This is a genomic window from Microbacterium sp., assembly GCF_036566905.1.
Lineage (GTDB): Bacteria > Actinomycetota > Actinomycetes > Actinomycetales > Microbacteriaceae > Microbacterium.
Genome location: NZ_DATCVK010000183.1, coordinates 16,719 through 36,857 on the forward strand (window position 1 = coordinate 16,719; position 20,139 = coordinate 36,857).

Consider the following 20,139-nt stretch of genomic DNA (forward strand, 5'->3'; position numbering starts at 1 on the left):
CGGGCCGGGGCATCCGTCTTCCGTGTGTCAGTCGTTCGTCGCGAACTGGTGCGTCCAGCTCGACACCGCACCGGCGTCGACCGCGAAGCCGGGCTTCGGCACGGCCGTCACGCGGACCTCGGATCCGGCGGGAACCTTGACCAGCGGCTTCTCGGCCTTCACGCCGTTCACGTAATAGTCGAACGCCGGGTCGGGCACGACGATCACGTGGTCGGAGCCTGATCCGCGCGGGTCGACGAACTTCGGCTCGCGCGGGGTCGCGGCCGTCGTCCGCACGGGCACGTTCGCGAAGTCCATGTCGCTCGCGAAGTAGTAGCTCGTGTACGACGGCTGGTTGTAGGTGGTGTTCTGCCGGGCAACTTCGACGCGGTACTGCACGTCGTGCATCAGCGTCGGCAGCTTGTGCGTCGTCACCTCGGTGCTCGTGTAGATGCGCAGCGCGCTCGAGTCCACCGTGCGCACCAGCAGCTCCTCGCGCCAGTCGCCGAGCACGTCGGCGACGAGCGAGGGGTTGCCCTTCGTGCTGTTGTTGGTGCGGGTGCCGTCGGCGGTGAGCAGCGTGCCGCGCGTCCAGTCCTTGATCGTCGGCGTCACTTCCTGCGCGCCGTCGACGATCTGCGTGGTCAGGTCGGCCGCCCAGCGGATCGACTGGTTGGTGCCCGGGGTGCCCGCCTCGAGGGAAGTCCCCGACGCGCTCAGCAGGCCGGATCCCTCGGTGCCGTTCGGCATGCTCGCCCACACCTCGATGCCGGGCACATCGGCACGCACGTCGCCGATCATGCTGCGGCCCGTGTCACGCCCCGAGTACGCCCCGAACAGCACCTCGCCGGTCGCGGCATCCCGCATCGCCGACCCGTAGGGCGCATACGTCGCACCCTCGTGCGCCGTCCAGATCTCGAGGCCGGGGCGGTTCGGGTCGATGTCGGTGACGTGCATCGCGTCGCCGTGGCCGAGGCGGACGACCTGGCCGGGATCGGCGCTGCCCTCGGGCAGCGTGTCGACCGAGCTGTACAGCAGTCCGCCGTCGTCGTCGATCGTGGCCGCGCCGTAGACGATCTCGTGCTTGCCGTCGCCGTCCACGTCGGCCGCGCTCAACGAGTGGAAGCCCTGCGTCGTGATCGTGCCGTACACCGGGTCGGTGCCGTCGCGGCCGTGGGGACCGTCGTTGAACGGGTTGCTCATCGGCACGTGGCCGCTGTCGACGGCCCAGCGGGTGGTGAGGTGCTCGCCGTCCCAGTCGTAGGCGTGGATCGTCGTGCGCGTGTAGTAGCCGCGCGCGAAGACCGCCGACGGGTGCGTGCCGTCGAGGTAGGCGACGCCGGCGAGGAAGCGATCGACCCGGTTGCCCGGCTCGATGCGCGCCATCGCGTAGTCGCCCCACAGCAGGCCATCGTCGTCGCGGCCCGGTTCGTACCGCACGGTCTCGAGCTCTTCGCCCGTCGCCGAGTCGAAGACCGTCAGGTACTCCGGCCCGTCGACGATGAAGCCCTCGAACGTGGTGAGGTCGTTGCGCGCGCTGCGCGCCGGAGCGTACGTCGTGATGAAGTAGTCCACCAGCTCGGTCGCCGACGCCTCTGACAGCGGGTACTCGTGGGTCACGGGAACGCCGAACGCCTCCTCCAGCGTCGCCGGCCAGTGACCCGCGACCACCTCGGGGTGCTCCGACCAGCCCTCGAACACCTCGATGAGGTGCCGGCGGTAGTCGGCGGCGCTCATGCGATAGTCGTCTGCCGCCGTGTACCCGGCCGCGAGATCTTCGGCGAGCATCGTGATGTTCGCCGACGCCGCGACGCTGCCGTCGGCGTTGTAGCGGGTCGACTTCGTGCCGGGCGCCGTCTTGAGCATGGTCTCGGAACGGCCGTCGCCGTCGAAGTCGTAGACCATGAACTGCGTGTAGTGCGCGCCGGCGCGGATGTTGACGCCCAGGTCGATGCGGTTCAGCAGCGTGCCGTCGAGCTCGTAAGTGTCGACGTACACGGTGCCCGTGTAGCCCTTCTGTGACACGTCCTTGGAGTTGGACGGATCCCACTTCACGACGAACTCGTAGGCGCCGTCGCCGTCGACGTCGGCCACCGACGCGTCGTTCGCCGAGTACGTGAATGCCTCACCGGCGGGTGTGACGCCGTCGGCGGGCTTCTGCAGCGGCAGGTCGTAGAACCCGTCGCCCCACACCGACACGGGCGCGGACTGCTCGCCGGTGACATCGTGCCAGGCGGGCGCGACCGTGTAGACGGATGCCGCAGACCCGTCGGGGTCGGCATAGTTCGTGCTGTCATCGACCGTGGCGATCCGCTCGCCGTCGCGGAACACAGCGAACGACGGGCCGCTCACGCCGGTCTCGGTCGCCGGTCCGGCCTCGGTCGCGAGCAGGCGCCAGCTGAGGAACACGCCCTCGCCGGTCGCGACCGCGACGAGGCCGCGATCGAGCGCTTCGAGCTGGGCGCCTGCGGACGCGTCGCCGGAGGGCGCCGCCTCCTGCGCCAGCGCGGGGGACGCAAGGCCGAAGGTCAGGGCGCAGGCGGCCGTGCCGGCCACCATCGCGCGTACGGAGGTTCTGTGGAGATTCATCGTCGAATCGCTCTCCCGAGGTTGTGGCCCGCGTGGGGTACGGACCGTTGCATCGTTTCATACGTAGGGAATACGTTTTCCCGAGCGACCCTAGTCGCGGTGTCGCGACGAGGTCAAGGCCTCCGCCGCCGACATTGGAACGATTTAACGCGCCTGGTCTGCGGCAACCCCGCTCCTCAGTTGAGGATCAGAGCCGAGCTGCGGACCGTCGCGCGGCGTGTCGTCCCTCATCTCGGCGCAAGATCCTCAACTGAGGAACGACCACGTAGCCCCCGGTCCACGATGAAACGAAACGGATGCCTCGACCCGGCGCAGCACGCCGGGTCGAGGCATCCGTGATCCGCGTCCTACGACGCGTACGTGACGAAGCCGAGCTCCACGGGCGACACGAGCTGCGGGTGCGCGGGGCGCACGCGGACGGTGTACCCGAATGTGCCCGTGACGCTGAGCGGCAGCGTGCCGGTGAAGGTCCGGATCCCGTCCACGCCGTCACCGGTGGGGGAGAGGCGGTACACCGAGTGGTCGCGCGCAAGCGCGTCGTCCTCGTCGGTGCGGCCGTAGAGCAGTTCCACCGCGACGTCATCGGGCGAGAGGCCGTCGAGCCGCACGTCGGCGCGCACCTCGAGCGCATCACCCGCCTGCGCCTGCGCCGGGATGCCGGAGCTGTCGACGCTCGCGATCGAGATCCGGTTCCACGCGGCCTTGATGCGCCCGACGAACGCCGCGACCTCGCGCGCCAGGGCGAACCCGTTCGCGCGCAGAGCCACGTCGTGGGCGGCGGCCGGCACGTACAGCCGCTGGACGTAGTCGCGCACCATGCGGTCGCTCGTCGCCTTCTTGCCGAGATCGGTCATGGTGTGGCGCACCATGCCGAGCCACGCGGTCGGGATGCCGCCCTCTCGCTCGTAGAACTTCGGCACCAGCTGGTGCTCGATGAGGTCGTACAGCGCCGCGGCCTCGGCGTCGTCGCGCTCCTCGTCGTTCGACGCGGTGTCGGCGGTCGGGATCGCCCAGCCGTTCTCGCCGTCGAACCACTCGTCCCACCACCCGTCGAGGATCGAGAGGTTGAGCGCGCCGTTGAGCGCGGCCTTCATGCCGCTCGTGCCGCACGCCTCGAGCGGGCGCAGCGGGTTGTTGAGCCACACGTCGCACCCGGGGTAGAGGTCCTTGGCGAGGGTGATGTCGTAGTCGGGCAGGAACACGATCCGGCCGCGCACCTTCGGGTCGCGGCTGAAGCGCACGAGCTGCTGGATGAGGATCTTGCCCGAGTCGTCGGCCGGGTGCGACTTGCCGCCGATCACGATCTGCACGGGCCGCTCGGTGTCGGTGAGCAGCCGCGTCAGGCGCTCCGGATCGCGCAGCATCAGCGTCAGCCGCTTGTACGTGGGCACGCGCCGTGCGAAGCCGATCGTGAGCACCTCGGGGTCGAGCAGATCGTCCACCCACGAGGGGGTGTGGCTGCCGGCAGTGGGCAGGGATGCCGCCACCCGCCGCCGCGCCTCGGCGACGAGGCCGCCCTTCATCTGCTGGCGAACGCCCCAGAGCTCGGCATCCGTCACGGCTGCGCGGTCGGTCCAGTCGTGGGTGTCGGTGTGCGCGTCGCCCCACGCCCGCTCGCTCACGGCCTTGAGTGCGGGGTGCACCCAGGTCGGAGCGTGGACGCCGTTGGTGATCGACGTGATCGGCACCTCGTCGCTGTCGACTCCCGGCCACAGCATGCCGAACATGCCGCGGCTCACCTCGCCGTGCAGCACCGAGACGCCGTTCGCGTGCTGGCCGAGGTGCAGGCCGAGCACGGCCATGTTGAAGACCCCCTGGTCGCCGCCGTTCCACGTCTCGAGGCCGAGCGCGATCGCACGCCCCGCGTCGAGCCCCTGGAAGAGGCCGCTCGTCAGCACGTTCGCGATGAGCTCGCGCGAGAAGCGGTCGATGCCGGCCGGCACCGGGGTGTGCGTCGTGAAGACCGTGCCCGCGCGCACCTGGGCCAGAGCGTCGTCGAAGCTGAGTCCGTCCTGGGTGATGAGCTCCGACATCCGCTCGAGTCCCTGGAACCCGGCGTGGCCTTCGTTCGTGTGGTACACGTCGGGGGCGGGACGGCCGGTGAGATCGGACCACGCGCGCACCGCGCGCACGCCGCCGACGCCGAGCAGCAGCTCCTGCAGCAGCCGGTGCTCGCCGCCGCCGCCGTAGAGGCGATCGGTGACGCGGCGCATCTCGTCGGTGTTCGACGGCGTCTCGGAATCGAGGAGCAGCAGCGGGATGCGCCCGATGTCGGCGATCCATACGCGCGCGTACAGGCGGCGGTCGCCGGGCAGATCGAGAGCGATCTCGACGGGTGCGCCCGCACGGTCGCGCAGCAGCGTCAGGCCGAGGCCGTACGGGTCGAGCAGGGGATAGGCCTCGCGCTGCCACCCGTCGTCGCCGATCGACTGGCGGAAGTATCCGGCGCGATAGAAGAGTCCGACGCCGGTCAGCGGCACGCCCAGGTCGGACGCGCTCTTGAGATGGTCGCCCGCGAGGATGCCGAGGCCGCCGGAGTACTGCGGCAGAGAGCCGTCGACACCGAACTCGGGGGAGAAGTAGGCGATGTGCACCGGCTTGTCGCCCTCGAGGCGCTGGAACCAGCGGTCGCCCTCGAGGTAGGCGGTGAGCCGCTCATCCTCTTCGCGGACCCGCGCGACGAACTCCTCGTCGTGCGAGAGCTCGTCGAGGCGCGACTGCCCCAGAGCGCCGAGCATGCGGGCAGGGTTGGCACCGATGTCGTCCCACAGGGCGGGATCCATCGAGGCGAACAGCGCGTGCGTCGCGCGACTCCAGGACCAGCGCCAGTTCGAGGCGAGGCGATCGAGCGGGGCGAGGGATTCGGCCAGCACAGGGCGGACCGTGAACGTTCGGATGGCCTTCACGCTCGCGATTCTAGGGGCAGAAGCTGGAAGCGCTTGCACGACGGTTGCCGCCGCGGCGGAACGGTGGGAATCGCCGCGGCGCACATCGGTGGCACGCTGACACGGCGGCCGGCCGAGCGCAAGGGTGCGGATGGCGTCGGGCGCCGGGTCTACGCTGGGGACATGGCCATCGCACGACTTCACGGAGGCCCGCTCGACGGGCAGCTCCTGCCCCTCGAAGACCCCCAGCTGGACCGCTTGATCGTCCCCTACAGCGAGACGCAGGTCGTCTACGAGCGCAAGGGAGCGCCCGAGAACACGGGCGACGGCGATGGGCCGACCGAGGCCGAGTTCTGGTTCATCGAGGCCGAAGACGACATCGATCCGTACAGCGACACCGCACGTGAGCGCCGCTGACGAGCACCCCGCAGAGCCGACCGGCCCGAGCCACTCGGTCGAGGTCGAGCTGAAGTTCGACGTCGAGGACGACACCCCGCTGCCCGACTGGTCGGGTCTACCCGGAGTGTCCTCGGTCGGTGCCGCCGAGGAACGCGCGCTCGACGCCGTGTACCTCGACAGCGACGACCTCGCCCTCGCGCACGCCGGCTACGCGGTGCGGCGCCGGACCGGCGGCCCCGACGAAGGCTGGCACATCAAAGGCCCCCGCGACGCGGAGGGCGGCCGGGTCGAGCTGCACTGGCCGCTCGGCGAGGATGACACGATCCCGGATGCCGTCACCGACGCCCTCGCGGCGGTCTCGGTCACATCGCACCTGGCGCCGATCGCCCGCATCCGCAACCAGCGCACGGCGTACGCGCTGTGCGACGCCGAAGGCGGTGTCGTCGCCGAGTTCGTCGACGACCGCGTGATCGCCACCGACGAGCGCGACGGCGTGGAGCGCACCTGGCGGGAGTGGGAGTTCGAGCTCGGCCCCGCTGCGCCCGGTGCCGGGGACGATCGTGCGGCGCTCTTCGCCGCCGCCGACGCCGCGGTGCGTCGCGCAGGAGGCCGGCCCGCGGCATCCGCCTCGAAACTGGCACGCGCGCTCGGCGCCTGAGCAGACGAAGAAACGCCCCGACCCCTTCGAGAGGGTTCGGGGCGTTTCCGCGTCAGCTGATCAGAGGTTGATCATGTGGCCGGCGAGGCCGTGGAAGGCCTCCTGCACGGCCTCCGACAGCGTCGGGTGCGTGTGGACGTTGCGCGCGGCCTCGAGAGCGGTGAGGTCCCACTTCTGCGCCAGCGTCAGCTCGGGCAGCAGCTCCGAGACGTCGGGGCCGATGAGGTGACCGCCGAGCAGCTCGAGGTGCTCGCCGTCGGCGATGAGCTTGACGAAGCCGATGGGCTCGCCGAGGCCGTTCGCCTTGCCGTTCGCCGAGAACGGGAACTTCGCGACCTTGACGTCGTAGCCGGCGTCGCGCGCCTGCTGCTCGGTGAGGCCGAACGAGGCCACCTGCGGCGAGCAGAACGTCGCGCGCGGCATCATGCGGTAGTCGCCGAGGGTCATCGTCTCGGCCTTGCCGATCGTCTCGGCGGCCACGACGCCCTGCGCCTCGGCCACGTGGGCCAGCTGCAGCTTGGCGGTGACGTCGCCGATCGCGTAGATGTGCGGCACGTTGGTGCGCATGTGGTCGTCGATGTCGATGGCGCCGCGGTCGGTGAGCTTCACGCCGGTGTTCTCGAGCCCGAAGCCCTCGACGTTGGCGGCGAAGCCGATCGACATCATGACTTTGTCGGCGTCGATCGAGCCGGTGGAGCCGTCCTTGGCGGTGTAGGTCACGGTGACCTTGTCGCCCTGGTCGTCCACGGTCTCGACCTTGGTCGAGGTGAGGATGTCGACGCCGTAGCCCTTGTACTGGCGCGCGATCTCCTTGGAGACATCGGCGTCCTCGTTGGGCAGCGCACGGTCGAGGAACTCGATGATCGTGACCTTGACGCCGTAGTTGACCATGACGAAGGCGAACTCCATGCCGATGGCGCCGGCGCCGACGATGACGATCGACTGCGGCAGGTCGCGGGCGAGGATCTGCTCCTCGTACGTGACGATGTTGCCGCCGATCTGCACACCCGGGAGCAGGCGGACCTTCGAGCCGGTCGAGATGATCGCGTTGTCGAACGTGACGTCCTCGGTGGAGCCGTCGGCCTTGGTGACGCGGATCGCGTTCGGACCGGTGAACGATCCGCGCCCCTCGTACTCGTCGACCTTGTTCTTCTTCATCAGGTAGTGGATGCCCTTGACGTGGGTATCGGCCACCTTGCGGCTGCGGTCCCACGCCACCCCGAAGTCGAAGTGCACGTCGCCCGAGATGCCGAACAGATCGGCCTTGTGGTGGAACTGGTGCGCGAGGTCGGCGTTCTTGAGCAGAGCCTTCGAGGGGATGCAGCCGACGTTGAGGCAGACACCGCCCCAGTACTTCTCTTCGATGATCGCGACCTTGAGGCCGAGCTGAGAAGCACGGACGGCCGCGACGTACCCGCCGGGCCCCGCGCCGAGGATGGCGACGTCGTAGTGAGGCATGCTTCCAGCCTAGTGGTCGGCCGAGGGCGGGGAGCCGGGCTGCGAGGGGTCGCCCGGAGCGCTCGCGGACGAGGCGGCGAGGGCCTTCTCGCGCCGCGAACGCGACACCAGCAGGTAGACGACGGCGGCCACCAGCGCAAGCGCCAGGACGCCTGCGATGACCCACGGCCACGCGCTCGGTGCGTCGTCGGAGGCGGGAACGCTCGTCGCGGTCGGCGTGGGCTCGACGGTCTCCGTCGGCGCTGCGGTCGCCGTCTCCGACGGCGTCGGCGATGCCGTCGGGGTGGGTGATGGGGAACCCGCGACCGTGAACGAGAGCTCGCCCGAGATGGGATGCCCGTCGCTCGAGACGACCTTCCACAGCACTGTGACCGCACCGGACGCCTCACCCGCGAGCGGCTGCGTCAGCACGTTGTCGCTCACGACCGGGGCGCCGGCCGTGAGCGTGGTGCCCGCGGCATCCGTCACCTCCACGACCGATGCGCCCTCGTCGTCGGCGATCTCGGCGCTGAACGTGAGCGTGAGCTGCGCGGGAAGCGCGTCGAGACTGCTGCCGGCGGCGGGATCGCTGCCCAGCAGCTCATCGTGCGCCTGGGCGGGGGATGCCGTGGCCAGCACGACGGCGAAGGCGACCAGCAGGGCGGCGACCAGCGCCGAGACGGGGGCTGAGAGCCGCTTGTGAACTCTGTGTGACATCACGCGATCGAGCCTATCCGGCCCTTCGATCCGGGCGTTCCGAGGTCTAGCATGGCCGCAAGGCGGGGGATCTGCCCGCCGACCCGGTGACGGAAGGATGGCGGCGATGGACTCCATGATGATGGACGCCATGTCGAAGGACATGATGTCGATGCCCGGCATGGACACCATGGACATGTCGGTGATGCAGGCCTGTATGGACGCCTGCTCGGCCTGCGAGCAGGCATGCACGGTGTGCTCCACGCAGATGATGTCGTGCGCGCCCGCGTGCATGAACTGCGCGGACATGTGCAACACGATGATGCGCGCCATGATGCGCATGCAGGGTATGAACCCGGCCACGATGATGTCGATGCTGGACGCGTGCATCGCGATGTGCCAGCTCTGCATGGACGAGTGCATGGAGCACGCGGACCACAGCGAGGTCTGCAAGATGTGCGCTCAGGCCTGCCAGGCATGCATGGACGCCTGCATGGCGATGAAGAACTCGATGATGGCGATGGGCTGAGGCCCGTCGCCTTTCTCGTTCCTCCTGCGCGATCCCTCGCGCAGGCACGATCGCGGCGGACCGATCAGGCTTCGGCGAGCTCCGCGCGGAGGACGTTGAAGCGCGCGCCGCCGACGGCGAGCACGTGGTAGCGCTCATGCAGCGCGACGGGCGTGCCCGGGGCCGCGGTCACCGCGGCGCCCACGCCGTTCCACAGCACGATCGACGTCGCGTCCGTCAGCGTCCGGATGATGACGAAACCGGACCGCTCGTCGGACTCCTCGACGATGGCGTCCGCCCACTCCGACGGCGTCGCCGAGGCCAGGCGCGCCTGGATCAGATGCAGCGCGTGGCCGGGAGCGAACGAGGAGCAGCTGCCGCCGTGATCGCACATGCACGCCGCACGCTCACGCACCTGGAGGGGCGGGATGTGGCTGTGCGGGCTGGACACGGTGGTCTCCTTCTCATTCGACGAATCGTCTACGGTCCTGCCAGGCTAGGCGGGCACGTGTTCCGAGGCATCTCGCGCGACACGCGGCGAAACATTGCGGTACGAGCGCTTTTCCGGGGGTGTCGAGGCTTCGCCTCACCCCGCGGACGTGCCGGAGCTCTCGGGAGCGCCGGCATCGGCGACCGGGTGAAGTGGACGCAAACGACCTCGTCGCAGCCGAGGTCGATCGGATAGGCTGAACGGACAGAGGAGGAAACCGTGGAGCACGACCGCCGACCCGATCAGGGCGACATCCGCCGCGCAGCAGGGGCCGACGCACACGAGTCCGACCGTGCCGCCGACACCACGCAGACGTTCGGCCACGATTCCGATCTGTCGTTCGTGCCATTCGGCAGCGAGCTCGGCGATGCGGAGCTCGACGCGATCGACGCCCTCCCTTCCGGTGCGGCACTGCTGCTCGTCCGTTCCGGACCGACCGCAGGTGCCCGCTACCTGCTGGACTCCGACGTGACGACCGTGGGGCGGCATCCCGAAGCCGACATCTTCTTCGACGACGTCACCGTCTCGCGCCGCCATGCCGAGATCACGCGCTCCGGCACGACCTTCGAGCTGGTCGACCAGCGCTCGCTCAACGGCACCTACGTGAACGGCGAGCGGGTCGACAGGGCCACGCTCACCAACGGCGCCGAGGTGCGCGTCGGAAAGTTCCGCCTCAACTTCTTCGTCTCGCCGGCCGACCTCGCCCGGGCGGCGGACGCCTGATGCCCGCGGCATCCGCCCGTGAAAGGGCGTCGTCCGCGGGTCTCCTCAGCATCGGGCAGGTTCTGGCGCGCCTGTCGCCGGAGTTCCCGTCCCTGACGTCGAGCAAGCTGCGCTTCCTCGAGGTGCAGGGCATCGTCACGCCGCTGCGCACCGAGTCGGGGTACCGCAAGTTCTCGCAGGACGACCTGGAGCGGCTGCGCCTCGCGCTGACGCTGCAGCGCGACCATTACCTGCCGCTGTCGGTCATCCGCGACTACCTCGAGGACGTCGACGCCGGACGCGACCCGGCCACGCCGACCGCGGTGCCGCCGCCGTCGATCGTGCCGGCGCCGCGCCGCTACCGTCGCGACGAGATGCTCGCCGCCGCCGGGGCTGCCCCGCAGCTGCTCAACGACGCCATCAGCACGGGCATCATCGCCGGCGCCGAGTCGTACACCGAGCAGTCCGTCACGCTGCTGCGTGCGCTCGTCGCCCTCGACCGGCACGGGATCGAGCCGCGTCACGTGCGTGCGCTGCGGCAGAGCGCCGAGCGCGACGTCGCCCTCGTCGAATCGGCACTCGCCCCGCTCCTGCGACGGACGGATGCCTCGTCCCGCGGTCGTGCCGGAGAGCTCGCGCCCGAATTGACCCGGCGTCTCGACGACGTGCGTGCGATCTTCGTGCGCGCCGCGCTCGACCGCATGCTTTCCTGATCAGGCCGCGAATCAGGCGAACCGTGCAGCGGCCCGGCGAGCCCGGAACCGGTCGCTGAGCATGTCCATGCGTGCGACACGCCGACCTGCGAACAGCGGATGTCATTGCCGCGAGGGGGAGGCTGATCTAGCGTTGAGGTATTCGATTCCGGAGGGGGGACGAGCATGACCGGAGACGTGGCTGCAGGTGAGCCATTCGGCGCCGAACTCCTCTTCACCGACGGACTTCCTGCGATGGACGACGAGGTCGGCTATCGCGGTGCCGTGGCCGCGAAGGCCGCCGGCATCACCTATCGTCAGCTCGACTACTGGGCTCGCACCGAGCTCGTGGAGCCGACCGTGCGGGGCGCCAGCGGGTCGGGCTCCCAGCGGTTGTACGGCTTCCGCGACATCCTGGTGCTGAAGCTCGTCAAGCGACTTCTCGACACCGGCATCTCGCTGCAGCAGATCCGCACCGCCGTCGACCAGCTCCGTGCTGCCGGCATCCGGGATCTCGCCGGCACGACCCTCATGAGCGACGGCGCGTCCGTCTACCTCTGCACGTCGAACGACGAGGTCATCGACCTCGTCAGCCGCGGCCAGGGCGTCTTCGGCATCGCCGTCGGCAAGGTGCTGCGCGAGGTCGAGTCCGAACTCGTCGAGTTCGAGTTCGAGCGGCCCGACCCCATGGACGAGCTCGCCGTGCGCCGCGCCGCCCGCTCCGCCTGACTCAGGCGAGCGCCGGCTCGACTCGCTCGCGCGCCCCTGTGGTGGCGCTGAGTGCCTGCGCCAGGTCGGCGATCAGGTCGGTCGGGTCCTCGAGGCCGATCGACAGGCGCACCAGCGCGTCCGAGGGCTTTGCGTCCGACGCGACCGGGCGATGCGTGAGAGCGGCCGGATGCTGGATGAGCGAATCGACGCTGCCCAGCGACACGGCGTGCGTGAACAGCTCGACCGCCGCCGTCAGCGACGAGGCGGCGTCGAACCCTCCGGCCAGCTCGATCGCGATCATCGCCCCAGGACCCGACTGCTGAGTGCCCACGAGCCCCTGGGGGTCGCTCGCGGCGAAGCCGGGGAAGTGCACGCGTGCGATCTCGGGCCGGGTCGTGAGCCACTCCGCGACCACCCGGGCGCCCTCCTGCTGTGCCCGCATGCGCACCGGCAGGGTCGCGAGACCGCGGTGCAGCAGGTACGCCGAGAGCGGGTGCATGATCGCGCCCGTGATCGCGCGTGTGCGACGCAGCGCCGCGGCGAGCCGTGCGTCGCAGGCGACCACCCCGCCGACGACGTCGCCGTGACCGCCGAGGTACTTCGTGGCGCTGTGCAGCGACAGCGCGGCGCCGAGATCGAGCGGATGCTGCAGCACGGGCGTGGCGAACGTGTTGTCGACGAGCACGGGCACATCGCCGGCTGCAGCGACGACGGCGCGGATGTCGACGAGCTCGAGCGTGGGGTTGGCCGGCGTCTCGAGCACGACGAGCGCTGTGTCGTCGCGCATCGCCGCGGCGACGGCGTCGGGGGCGCAGAACGTGGTCTCGACGGCGAGCAGCCCCGACGCGAGCAGATGGTCGGTGCCGCCGTACAGCGGACGCACCGCGACGACGTGACGGCGCTGGGACTCGTGCGTCAGCGCGAGCAGCACCGCGGTGACCGCTGCCATGCCCGACGAGAACGCCACCGCCTCCTCGGCGTGCTCGAGGCGGGCGAGGGCCTCTTCGAACCGGGCGACCGTCGGGTTCCACAGCCGGGCGTAGACGTTCGAGCCTCCCTCGAACGGGTGGCCTCCGGTCGCCAGCACCTCGTACGACATGCCGCCGAGCTCGATGCCGGGCAGCGGATTGGTCGACGAGAGGTCGAGGGGGAGTGCGTGGACGCCCAGCGCTGCGAGATCGTCGCGGCCGGCGTGCACGGCAAGGCTGTCAGGGTGCAGCGTCATCGATGCCATGGCGATATGTTCAGTGATCGCGAGGCGATTAGCAAGTCGTGATCACTCAGCCGTGCATAAAGTGCGCAAAGTGTTCGTCGGGTGAGCAGACTGGTCACCCCCGTGGATGCCGGGGTGCCGGCATCCGTCGTCAGGAGCGCGTGTCCTCGGGAACCGGGATGCGGCCGGTGCGCATCACGCGGTCGAGCAGTGAGTCGAAGTCGGCCGCGAGCTCCTGAGCGGAGTCGCCGGGCCAGATGTGCAGGGGCTTCGCGGCGCCCTGCGCCTGCTGCAGCGACGTGCGCTCGGGAAGCTGCGGGCTCAGCACGAGGGGGCCGAACATGTCGCGCAGCTCCTTGATGCGGAACTGGTGCTCGATCGACTGGGGGCGCACGCGGTTGACGACGATGCCGAGCGGCTGCAGACGAGGCGAGAGGCCGCGGCGGATCTCCTCGATGGCGCGGAGGGCGCGGTCGGCAGCGGCGACCGAGAACAGTCCGGGCTCGGTGACGACGATGACGCGGTCGGATGCCGCCCAGGCGGTGCGCGTGAGGGCGTTCAGCGACGGCGCGCAGTCGATGAGCACGAGGTCGTAGTCGGCCTCGATGGTCGCGAGCGCCTCTTCCATCTTCCAGACGTCGCGCACGCTCGGATGCGGACCGTCGAAGTTGATCGCCGACGGGCTGCCGATCATGACGTCGATGGTGCCCGGATGCACCTTCGCCCAGCCGCTGGAGGTGATGGCCTGACGGACCGTCTTCTCCTTGGGGTTCGCCAGGACATCGGCGACATTCAGTCGACCGGCGACTTGGATGTCCATGCCCGTCGATACGTCGGACTGCGGGTCGAGGTCGACGACGAGCGTGCGGACACCGCGGGCGAAGGCCGCCGACGCGAGTCCGAGAGTCACGGTCGTCTTGCCGACGCCACCCTTGAGCGAGCTGACGGATAGGACGTGCACAAGGCACCACGTTACCGTCCCCTAGGCTGTGAGCACACTCAGCCTGTTTCCAGAGGCCCACCCGCGCCGCCGCTCACGGAGGTCGAATGTTCCGCAAGATCCTGGTCGCGAACCGAGGCGAGATCGCCATCCGGGCTTTCCGCGCCGCGTATGAGCTGGGGGCCCGCACCGTCGCGGTGTTCCCGTACGAGGACCGCGGCTCACTGCACAGGCAGAAGGCGGACGAGTCGTACGAGATCGGCGAGAAGGGCCATCCGGTCCGCGCCTACCTCGATGTGGACGAGATCGTGCGCGTCGCGAAGGAGGCCGGCGCGGACGCGATCTACCCCGGTTACGGCTTCCTCTCGGAGAACCCGGAGCTCGCCGAGAAGGCCGCCGCGAACGGCATCGCCTTCATCGGCCCGCCGGCGAAGGTGCTGGAGATGGCCGGCAACAAGGTCACCGCGAAGCACCACGCGGTCGCGGCGGGCGTGCCGGTTCTTCGCTCGACCGAGGCCTCGGACGACGTCGACGCCCTGCTGGGCCAGGCCGACGAGATCGGCTTCCCGATCTTCGTCAAGGCCGTCGCCGGCGGCGGCGGACGCGGGATGCGGCGCGTCGAGCGCCCCGAGGAGCTCGCCCCGGCCCTCGCTGAGGCGATGCGTGAGGCGGGAAGCGCTTTCGGCGACGCCCGCGTCTTCCTCGAGCAGGCCGTGCAGCGACCGCGCCACGTCGAGGTGCAGATCCTCGCCGACGCGACGGGCGAGACCGTGCACCTCTTCGAGCGCGACTGCTCGGTGCAGCGTCGCCATCAGAAGGTGATCGAGATCGCGCCGGCGCCCAACCTCGACCCGGCCGTCCGGGACGCATTGCACGGCTACGCCGTGGCGTTCGCGCGGTCGATCGGCTACGAGAACGCGGGAACGGTCGAATTCCTCCTCGAGACCGCCGGTCCGCGCACCGGCGAGGTCGTCTTCATCGAGATGAACCCTCGCATCCAGGTCGAGCACACCGTCACCGAAGAGGTGACCGATGTCGACCTCGTGCAGTCGCAGATGCGCATCGCCGCGGGGCAGACCATCGCCGAGCTCGGTCTGACGCAGGACCGCATCCAGCTGCGCGGAGCCGCACTCCAGTGCCGCATCACGACCGAGGACCCGTCGCAGGGATTCCGGCCCGACACCGGCCGGATCACCACCTACCGTTCCCCGGGCGGCGCCGGCATCCGGCTGGACGGCGGCACCACCGCCGCCGGTTCGCAGATCAGCCCGCACTTCGACTCGATGCTGGCCAAGCTCACGTGCCGCGGCCGCGACTTCCCGGCGGCGGTGGCTCGCGCCCGCCGGGCCCTCGCGGAGTTCCGGATCCGCGGCGTCTCCACCAACATCCCGTTCCTCCGGGCTGTTCTCGATGATCCCGCGTTCGTCGCGGGCGACGTGAGCACGTCGTTCATCGACGAGCGCCCCCAGCTGCTCACCAGCAACCCGTCGCGGGACCGCGCGACCAAGCTGCTCAACTGGCTCGGCGACATCACGGTCAATCGCCCCTACGGCGACAAGCCGCTGTCGGTCTCGCCGGGCAGCAAGCTGCCCGAGATCGACCTCGCGGCCGCGCCGCCCGCCGGTAATCTCGCCCGGCTGCGCGAGCTCGGTCCCGAGGGGTTCGCCCGCGCGCTGCGTGAGCAGACTGCCCTCGCCGTCACCGAGACGACCTTCCGCGACGCCCACCAGTCGCTGCTCGCCACCCGCGTGCGCACCCGCGACCTGGTGCGGGTGGGCCCGCACGTCTCGCGGATGACTCCCGAGCTGCTGTCGGTCGAGGCGTGGGGTGGGGCGACCTACGACGTGGCGCTGCGCTTCCTCGCCGAGGACCCATGGGAGCGTCTCGAAGCTCTCCGCGAGGCGATGCCGAACATCCCGATCCAGATGCTGCTGCGCGGCCGCAACACGGTCGGCTACACGCCACGCCCGGTGGAGGTGACCGACGCGTTCGTCCGCGAGGCCGCGGCCACCGGCGTCGACATCTTCCGCATCTTCGACGCCCTCAACGACGTGTCGCAGATGCGTCCGGCGATCGACGCCGTGCGGTCGACGGGTACCGCGATCGCCGAGGTGGCGCTCTGCTACACCTCCGATCTGCTGGATCCGGCCGAGCAGCTCTACACGCTCGACTACTACCTGCGCCTCGCCGAGCAGATCGTCGAGTCGGGCGCGCACATCCTGGCGATCAAGGACATGGCAGGGCTGGTGCGCCCGGCCGCGGCCGCGAAGCTCGTCACCGCGCTCCGCGAGAACTTCGACCTGCCGGTGCATCTGCACACCCACGACACCGCAGGCGGTCAGCTCGCGACGCTCCTCGCGGCCAGCGCCGCGGGCGTGGATGCCGTGGACGCCGCCGCCGCGCCGATGTCGGGAACCACGAGTCAGCCGTCGCTCTCGGCGCTCGTCGCCGCCCTCGCGCACACCGACCGCGACACCGGCCTGAGCCTGCAGGCGGTGAGCGACCTGGAGCCGTACTGGGAGGCCGTGCGCCACCTGTACCGCCCGTTCGAGTCGGGGCTGGCCTCGCCGACGGGCCGCGTCTACCACCACGAGATCCCGGGCGGACAGCTCTCGAACCTCCGCCAGCAGGCGATCGCGCTCGGCCTCGCCGACGACTTCGAGCTCATCGAGGACATGTACGCCGCAGCCGACCGGATCCTGGGTCGCATCCCGAAGGTGACGCCGTCGTCGAAGGTCGTCGGCGATCTCGCGCTGGCCCTTGTCGCGGTGCGCGCCGATCCCGCCGACTTCGAGGCGAACCCGCAGAACTACGACATCCCCGACTCTGTGGTGGGCTTCATGGCGGGCGAGCTGGGCGATCTGCCGGGCGGGTGGCCCGAGCCCTTCCGCACCAAGGTGCTCGAGGGTCGCACGATCTCGATCGACGTGCCCGAGCTGACCGCCGACGAGCACGAGGGTCTTGCCGGCGATACGGCGCTGCGCCGCCGCACGCTGAACCGGCTGCTCTTCCCGGGCCCGGCACGCGAGTTCGAGAAGAACCGCGAGGCCTACGGCGACCTGACGGCGCTCGGCACGCCCGACTACCTCTACGGCCTCAAGCCGGGGGAGGAGCACGTCGCCGAGATCGACCCGGGTGTGCAGCTGTACGTCGGCCTGGAGGCGATCGGCGAAGCCGACGCCAAGGGCATCCGGACGGTGATGACGACCCTCAACGGCCAGCTCCGCCCGGTGTTCGTGCGCGACCGCAGCATCGCGGTCGAGGCACGCCAGGTCGAGCGCGCCGACACCACGAAGCCCGGGCAGGTCGCGGCACCGTTCTCGGGCGTCGTCACGCTCAAGGCGGCGGTCGGCGATGCGGTTACCGCGGGTCAGCCGGTGGCGTCGATCGAGGCCATGAAGATGGAGGCGGCGATCACCGCACCCGTGGACGGCGTCGTGGAACGCCTGGCGATCGCGGCGACCGCGCAGGTGGATGCCGGCGACCTTTTGGTCGTCATCCGTCCCGCCCAGTAGCCTGGAGGGCGGCATACGCCCGATATGCGCCCCCGGCACCCGCACAGGCGCCGTCTTCCCAGGAGAACTTCGCAGTGACGCCCGATCGCACCGAACACACACCCGACGAGCCCGAGAACGGGGTGCTCTCCGAGACGGGCAGCATCGACACGACCGGTCTCGGCATCCTGGGCGGTGCAACGGCGCAGGTGAACGTCGAGCTGCCGTCCGAGTCCGAGGACGACCTCGCTGACGACGACGTCATCGACGACGAGGTGCCGTTCATCATCGAGATCCCCGCCGACGCGGACCTTCCCGTCATCGCGCCGGCCGCGGAGTACCCGGCCGACACGACGGAGGCCGAGATCATCGAGACGAACGCGGACCTCGAGGAGTGGACCATCGAGGGCGAGGGCTTCGCGCCCGCGGCCCCGGTGGAGGACATCGCCGACGCCGACGAGGTGCTCGAGGTGGTCGAGGCCGGCGAGACGGCTCACGCCGAAGATCAGGCCGACGAGTACCAGGCGGACGAGCAGGCTGATGCCGCTGGCCTCGCCGAGGAGACCGCCGAGGACGCGGCCGACCTTGACGACGAGTCCCGCACGGAGAGCGTCGAGCCTGCTTTCGGAACCGGTGAGCCCGAGTCCGAGGGATCCGAGCGCGCCGGCGACCAAGCGGCCGCCGCCGGCGACGCCGCCGTCGCCGCCGAGGTCAGCGCCGAGCCTGAGGCCGGCGAACCGGCAGACGATGAGTTCGCGGTCGTCGACTTCGACGCCGTCGAGTTCGAAGATGCGGACTTCGACGATGAGTTCGATCCCGCCGAGTTCGACATCGTCCTCGCCGAGGAGGAGGTCGAAGCGGCTCTGGCGGAGAACGCCGCAACGGGAGACGATGTCATCGCGACCGACGACACCGCGGAGGAGCCCATGAGCGCGAAGACCCCGGCCGACCACGGCAAGGACGCCGGCACGACGGATGCCGCGGCCGCGGCATCCACGCCCCAGACGTCGCCCGCGCCGCCGTCGGTCGCGGCCGCCGCCGCTGCCGCGAAGAGCGCCACGGGCTCGACGCCCGCGACCCGTCGCGCGGCGAACCACACCGGAGCGCAGCCCGTCGTCGAGCGCTCGGCCGTCGAGCGTGCCGCGTTCCCGCGCGCCGCCGATGTCACGCTGTCGTCGAAGCGCCTGGGTGAGTTCGAAGCCGACCGCGAGACCGCTGACCTGCTCACCGCCGACCGGCTGCTCGACCCTCACCAGGTCGTGCGGCCCGAGCCCGAAGGCGCTTGGCAGCATTTCGTCTACTCGATCTCAGGCCGGCGCATCAACCTCGGCGACAGCAAGCGCGCGAAGGCCCGCAAGGATCTCGACCGCCGCATCGCGGCGCCGCTGACCGGCGGTGCGCGGTTCGTGCCGGTGCTGTCGCGCAAGGGCGGCGTCGGCAAGACGACCGTCACCGCCCTGCTCGGACAGGCGCTGGCGGACGCGCGCGACGATCGCGTCATCGCAGTGGACGCCAACCCCGACCGGGGGACGCTCGCCGAGCGGATCTCGAGGGACAGCGGCAAGACCGTCCGCGACCTGGTGCGCATCAGCCCCGAGGTCGTCGGCTTCAACGACCTGTCGAACATCGTCGCGCGCGACGAGACCCGGCTCGACGTCGTCGCCTCCGACACCGACCCCCGCGTATCGGAGGCGTTCAACGACGCCGACTACCGGAACGTCGCGGCCCTCGCCGCCCACTACTACTCGGTCGTGCTCACCGACACCGGCACCGGCATCGTGCACTCCGTGATGGGCGCCACTCTCGATCTGGCCGACCAGCTCGTCATCGTCGCCGGTCTCAGCGTCGACGAGGCGCGCCTCGCGTCGGAGACGCTCACGTGGCTCGAGACCAACGGGTACGCCGACAAGGTGCGCAGCGCCGTCGTGGTGCTCAACAACGCGCGTCCCGGCCAGCCGCTCGTGCAGCTCGACGAGCTGGAGTCGCATTTCCGCAGCCGCGTGCGCGCCGTCGTGCGCGTGCCGTACGACGCCCACATCGCGGCCGGCAGCGCGATCGTCTTCCGCGAGCTGCAGCCCGCGACGCGGGACGCGGCGCGCGCTCTCGCGGCGACGGTGGTCGAGGGTCTTCGCTCGCTCGCTCCGGCGGCCTGAGGCATCCGATGGCTGTTCGTCCCATCCGTGTCTTCGGCGACCCCGTTCTCACGGCGGTCAGCGCGCCCATCGAGAAGGTCGACGACGGCGTGCGCGCCCTCGTGCGCGACCTCCTCGACACCGTCGAGCTGCCCGGGCGCGCCGGCGTGGCCGCGCCCCAGATCGGCGTCGGCCTGCGGGCCTTCAGCTACAACATCGACGGCGACATCGGGTACGTCCTGAACCCCGTGCTGGTGGAGGTGTCGGGCGAGCCCGAGGCCATCGGCGAAGGGTGCCTGTCGGTGCCGGGGCTCTGGCACGACGCGGTCCGCTACCCGTGGGCGAAGGTCGTCGGGATGGACCTCGACGGCAACGAGCTCGTGCTCGAGGGGGAGGGGCTGCTGGCCCAGGCGCTGCAGCACGAGACCGACCACCTCGACGGCATGCTCTACCTGAAGCGGCTCACGCCCGAGGAGCGCCGTATCGCGATGCGCGAGATCCGCGAGTCCGACTGGTTCTGACGCGGTGCGGATCGTTGCGACCGCAGCAAGACCACGACGACGACGAAGCCCCGGGCCCTGCGAGGGCCCGGGGCTTCCGTCATCCGTCGCCCG

Annotated in this window: 16 protein-coding genes; 9 read left to right on the forward strand and 7 right to left on the reverse strand. The window is 70.3% G+C overall.

Annotation, left to right across the window (positions count from 1 at the left end; translation table 11 throughout):
• Positions 1-27: 27 nt before the first annotated feature.
• The gene (locus VIP82_RS15170; RefSeq protein WP_331910054.1) at positions 28-2,568 is read right to left on the reverse strand and encodes a rhamnogalacturonan lyase; all 2,541 of its coding nucleotides are present in this window, start codon (positions 2,566-2,568) and stop codon (positions 28-30) included.
• Between the two features lie 347 nt (positions 2,569-2,915).
• On the reverse strand, positions 2,916-5,474 hold the full coding sequence (gene glgP, locus VIP82_RS15175; RefSeq protein ID WP_331910056.1) for an alpha-glucan family phosphorylase: 2,559 nt from the start codon (positions 5,472-5,474) through the stop codon (positions 2,916-2,918).
• 162 nt (positions 5,475-5,636) lie between these two features.
• Here glgP and VIP82_RS15180 point away from each other — a divergent pair, with 162 nt between their 5' ends.
• Entirely contained in the window at positions 5,637-5,870 is a 234-nt protein-coding gene (locus VIP82_RS15180; RefSeq protein WP_331910058.1) for a response regulator, read from the forward strand.
• Entirely contained in the window at positions 5,857-6,510 is a 654-nt protein-coding gene (locus VIP82_RS15185; RefSeq protein WP_331910060.1) for a CYTH domain-containing protein, read from the forward strand. Before VIP82_RS15180 ends, VIP82_RS15185 begins: the two co-directional genes overlap by 14 nt.
• A 60-nt stretch (positions 6,511-6,570) precedes the next feature.
• On the opposite strand, the gene lpdA is transcribed toward VIP82_RS15185, so the two are convergent.
• Together lpdA and VIP82_RS15195 are read right to left on the reverse strand one after the other, a co-directional pair.
• Positions 6,571-7,968, reverse strand: a complete 1,398-nt coding sequence (lpdA, locus tag VIP82_RS15190) for a dihydrolipoyl dehydrogenase (RefSeq protein WP_331910062.1) — start codon at positions 7,966-7,968, stop codon at positions 6,571-6,573.
• A 9-nt stretch (positions 7,969-7,977) separates the two neighbouring features.
• Positions 7,978-8,664 (reverse strand): copper resistance CopC family protein, encoded by a 687-nt coding sequence (locus VIP82_RS15195; RefSeq protein ID WP_331910064.1) that lies wholly within the window; start codon positions 8,662-8,664, stop codon positions 7,978-7,980.
• Between the two features lie 106 nt (positions 8,665-8,770).
• Between VIP82_RS15195 and VIP82_RS15200 the strand changes: the two genes are divergently transcribed.
• A complete protein-coding gene (locus VIP82_RS15200; protein ID WP_308867596.1) occupies positions 8,771-9,172 on the forward strand; it encodes a four-helix bundle copper-binding protein in 402 nt (133 codons plus the stop codon).
• 64 nt (positions 9,173-9,236) lie between these two features.
• Here VIP82_RS15200 and VIP82_RS15205 read toward each other — a convergent pair whose 3' ends face one another.
• Positions 9,237-9,602 carry a hypothetical protein gene (locus VIP82_RS15205; RefSeq protein ID WP_331910066.1) on the reverse strand — a complete coding sequence of 122 codons (366 nt, stop codon included), beginning with the start codon at positions 9,600-9,602 and terminating at the stop codon, positions 9,237-9,239.
• 258 nt (positions 9,603-9,860) lie between these two features.
• Here VIP82_RS15205 and VIP82_RS15210 point away from each other — a divergent pair, with 258 nt between their 5' ends.
• The 3 genes from VIP82_RS15210 (at position 9,861) to VIP82_RS15220 (ending at position 11,764) form a co-directional block, all read left to right on the forward strand.
• Positions 9,861-10,364 carry an FHA domain-containing protein gene (locus VIP82_RS15210; protein ID WP_331910068.1) on the forward strand — a complete coding sequence of 168 codons (504 nt, stop codon included), beginning with the start codon at positions 9,861-9,863 and terminating at the stop codon, positions 10,362-10,364.
• Positions 10,364-11,056 (forward strand): transcriptional regulator FtsR, encoded by a 693-nt coding sequence (gene ftsR / locus VIP82_RS15215; protein WP_331910070.1) that lies wholly within the window; start codon positions 10,364-10,366, stop codon positions 11,054-11,056. The genes VIP82_RS15210 and ftsR overlap by 1 nt, the downstream gene beginning before the upstream one ends.
• 165 nt (positions 11,057-11,221) lie before the next feature.
• Entirely contained in the window at positions 11,222-11,764 is a 543-nt protein-coding gene (locus tag VIP82_RS15220; protein ID WP_308867592.1) for a MerR family transcriptional regulator, read from the forward strand.
• Position 11,765: 1 nt separating this feature from the next.
• Here VIP82_RS15220 and VIP82_RS15225 read toward each other — a convergent pair whose 3' ends face one another.
• Together VIP82_RS15225 and VIP82_RS15230 are read right to left on the reverse strand one after the other, a co-directional pair.
• Positions 11,766-12,980 carry a trans-sulfuration enzyme family protein gene (locus VIP82_RS15225; protein ID WP_331910072.1) on the reverse strand — a complete coding sequence of 405 codons (1,215 nt, stop codon included), beginning with the start codon at positions 12,978-12,980 and terminating at the stop codon, positions 11,766-11,768.
• Between the two features lie 130 nt (positions 12,981-13,110).
• Positions 13,111-13,920: a ParA family protein gene (locus tag VIP82_RS15230; RefSeq protein WP_308867590.1), complete on the reverse strand. Its 810-nt coding sequence runs from the start codon at positions 13,918-13,920 to the stop codon at positions 13,111-13,113.
• A gap of 86 nt (positions 13,921-14,006) precedes the next feature.
• Between VIP82_RS15230 and VIP82_RS15235 the strand changes: the two genes are divergently transcribed.
• From VIP82_RS15235 to def, 3 genes are all read left to right on the forward strand, one after another.
• A complete protein-coding gene (locus tag VIP82_RS15235; RefSeq protein ID WP_331910074.1) occupies positions 14,007-17,414 on the forward strand; it encodes a pyruvate carboxylase in 3,408 nt (1,135 codons plus the stop codon).
• Positions 17,415-17,488: 74 nt separating this feature from the next.
• Positions 17,489-19,546 carry a MinD/ParA family ATP-binding protein gene (locus VIP82_RS15240; protein WP_331910076.1) on the forward strand — a complete coding sequence of 686 codons (2,058 nt, stop codon included), beginning with the start codon at positions 17,489-17,491 and terminating at the stop codon, positions 19,544-19,546.
• Positions 19,547-19,554: 8 nt separating this feature from the next.
• Positions 19,555-20,046: a peptide deformylase gene (gene def / locus VIP82_RS15245; protein ID WP_331910078.1), complete on the forward strand. Its 492-nt coding sequence runs from the start codon at positions 19,555-19,557 to the stop codon at positions 20,044-20,046.
• The last annotated feature ends 93 nt before the right edge of the window (positions 20,047-20,139 follow it).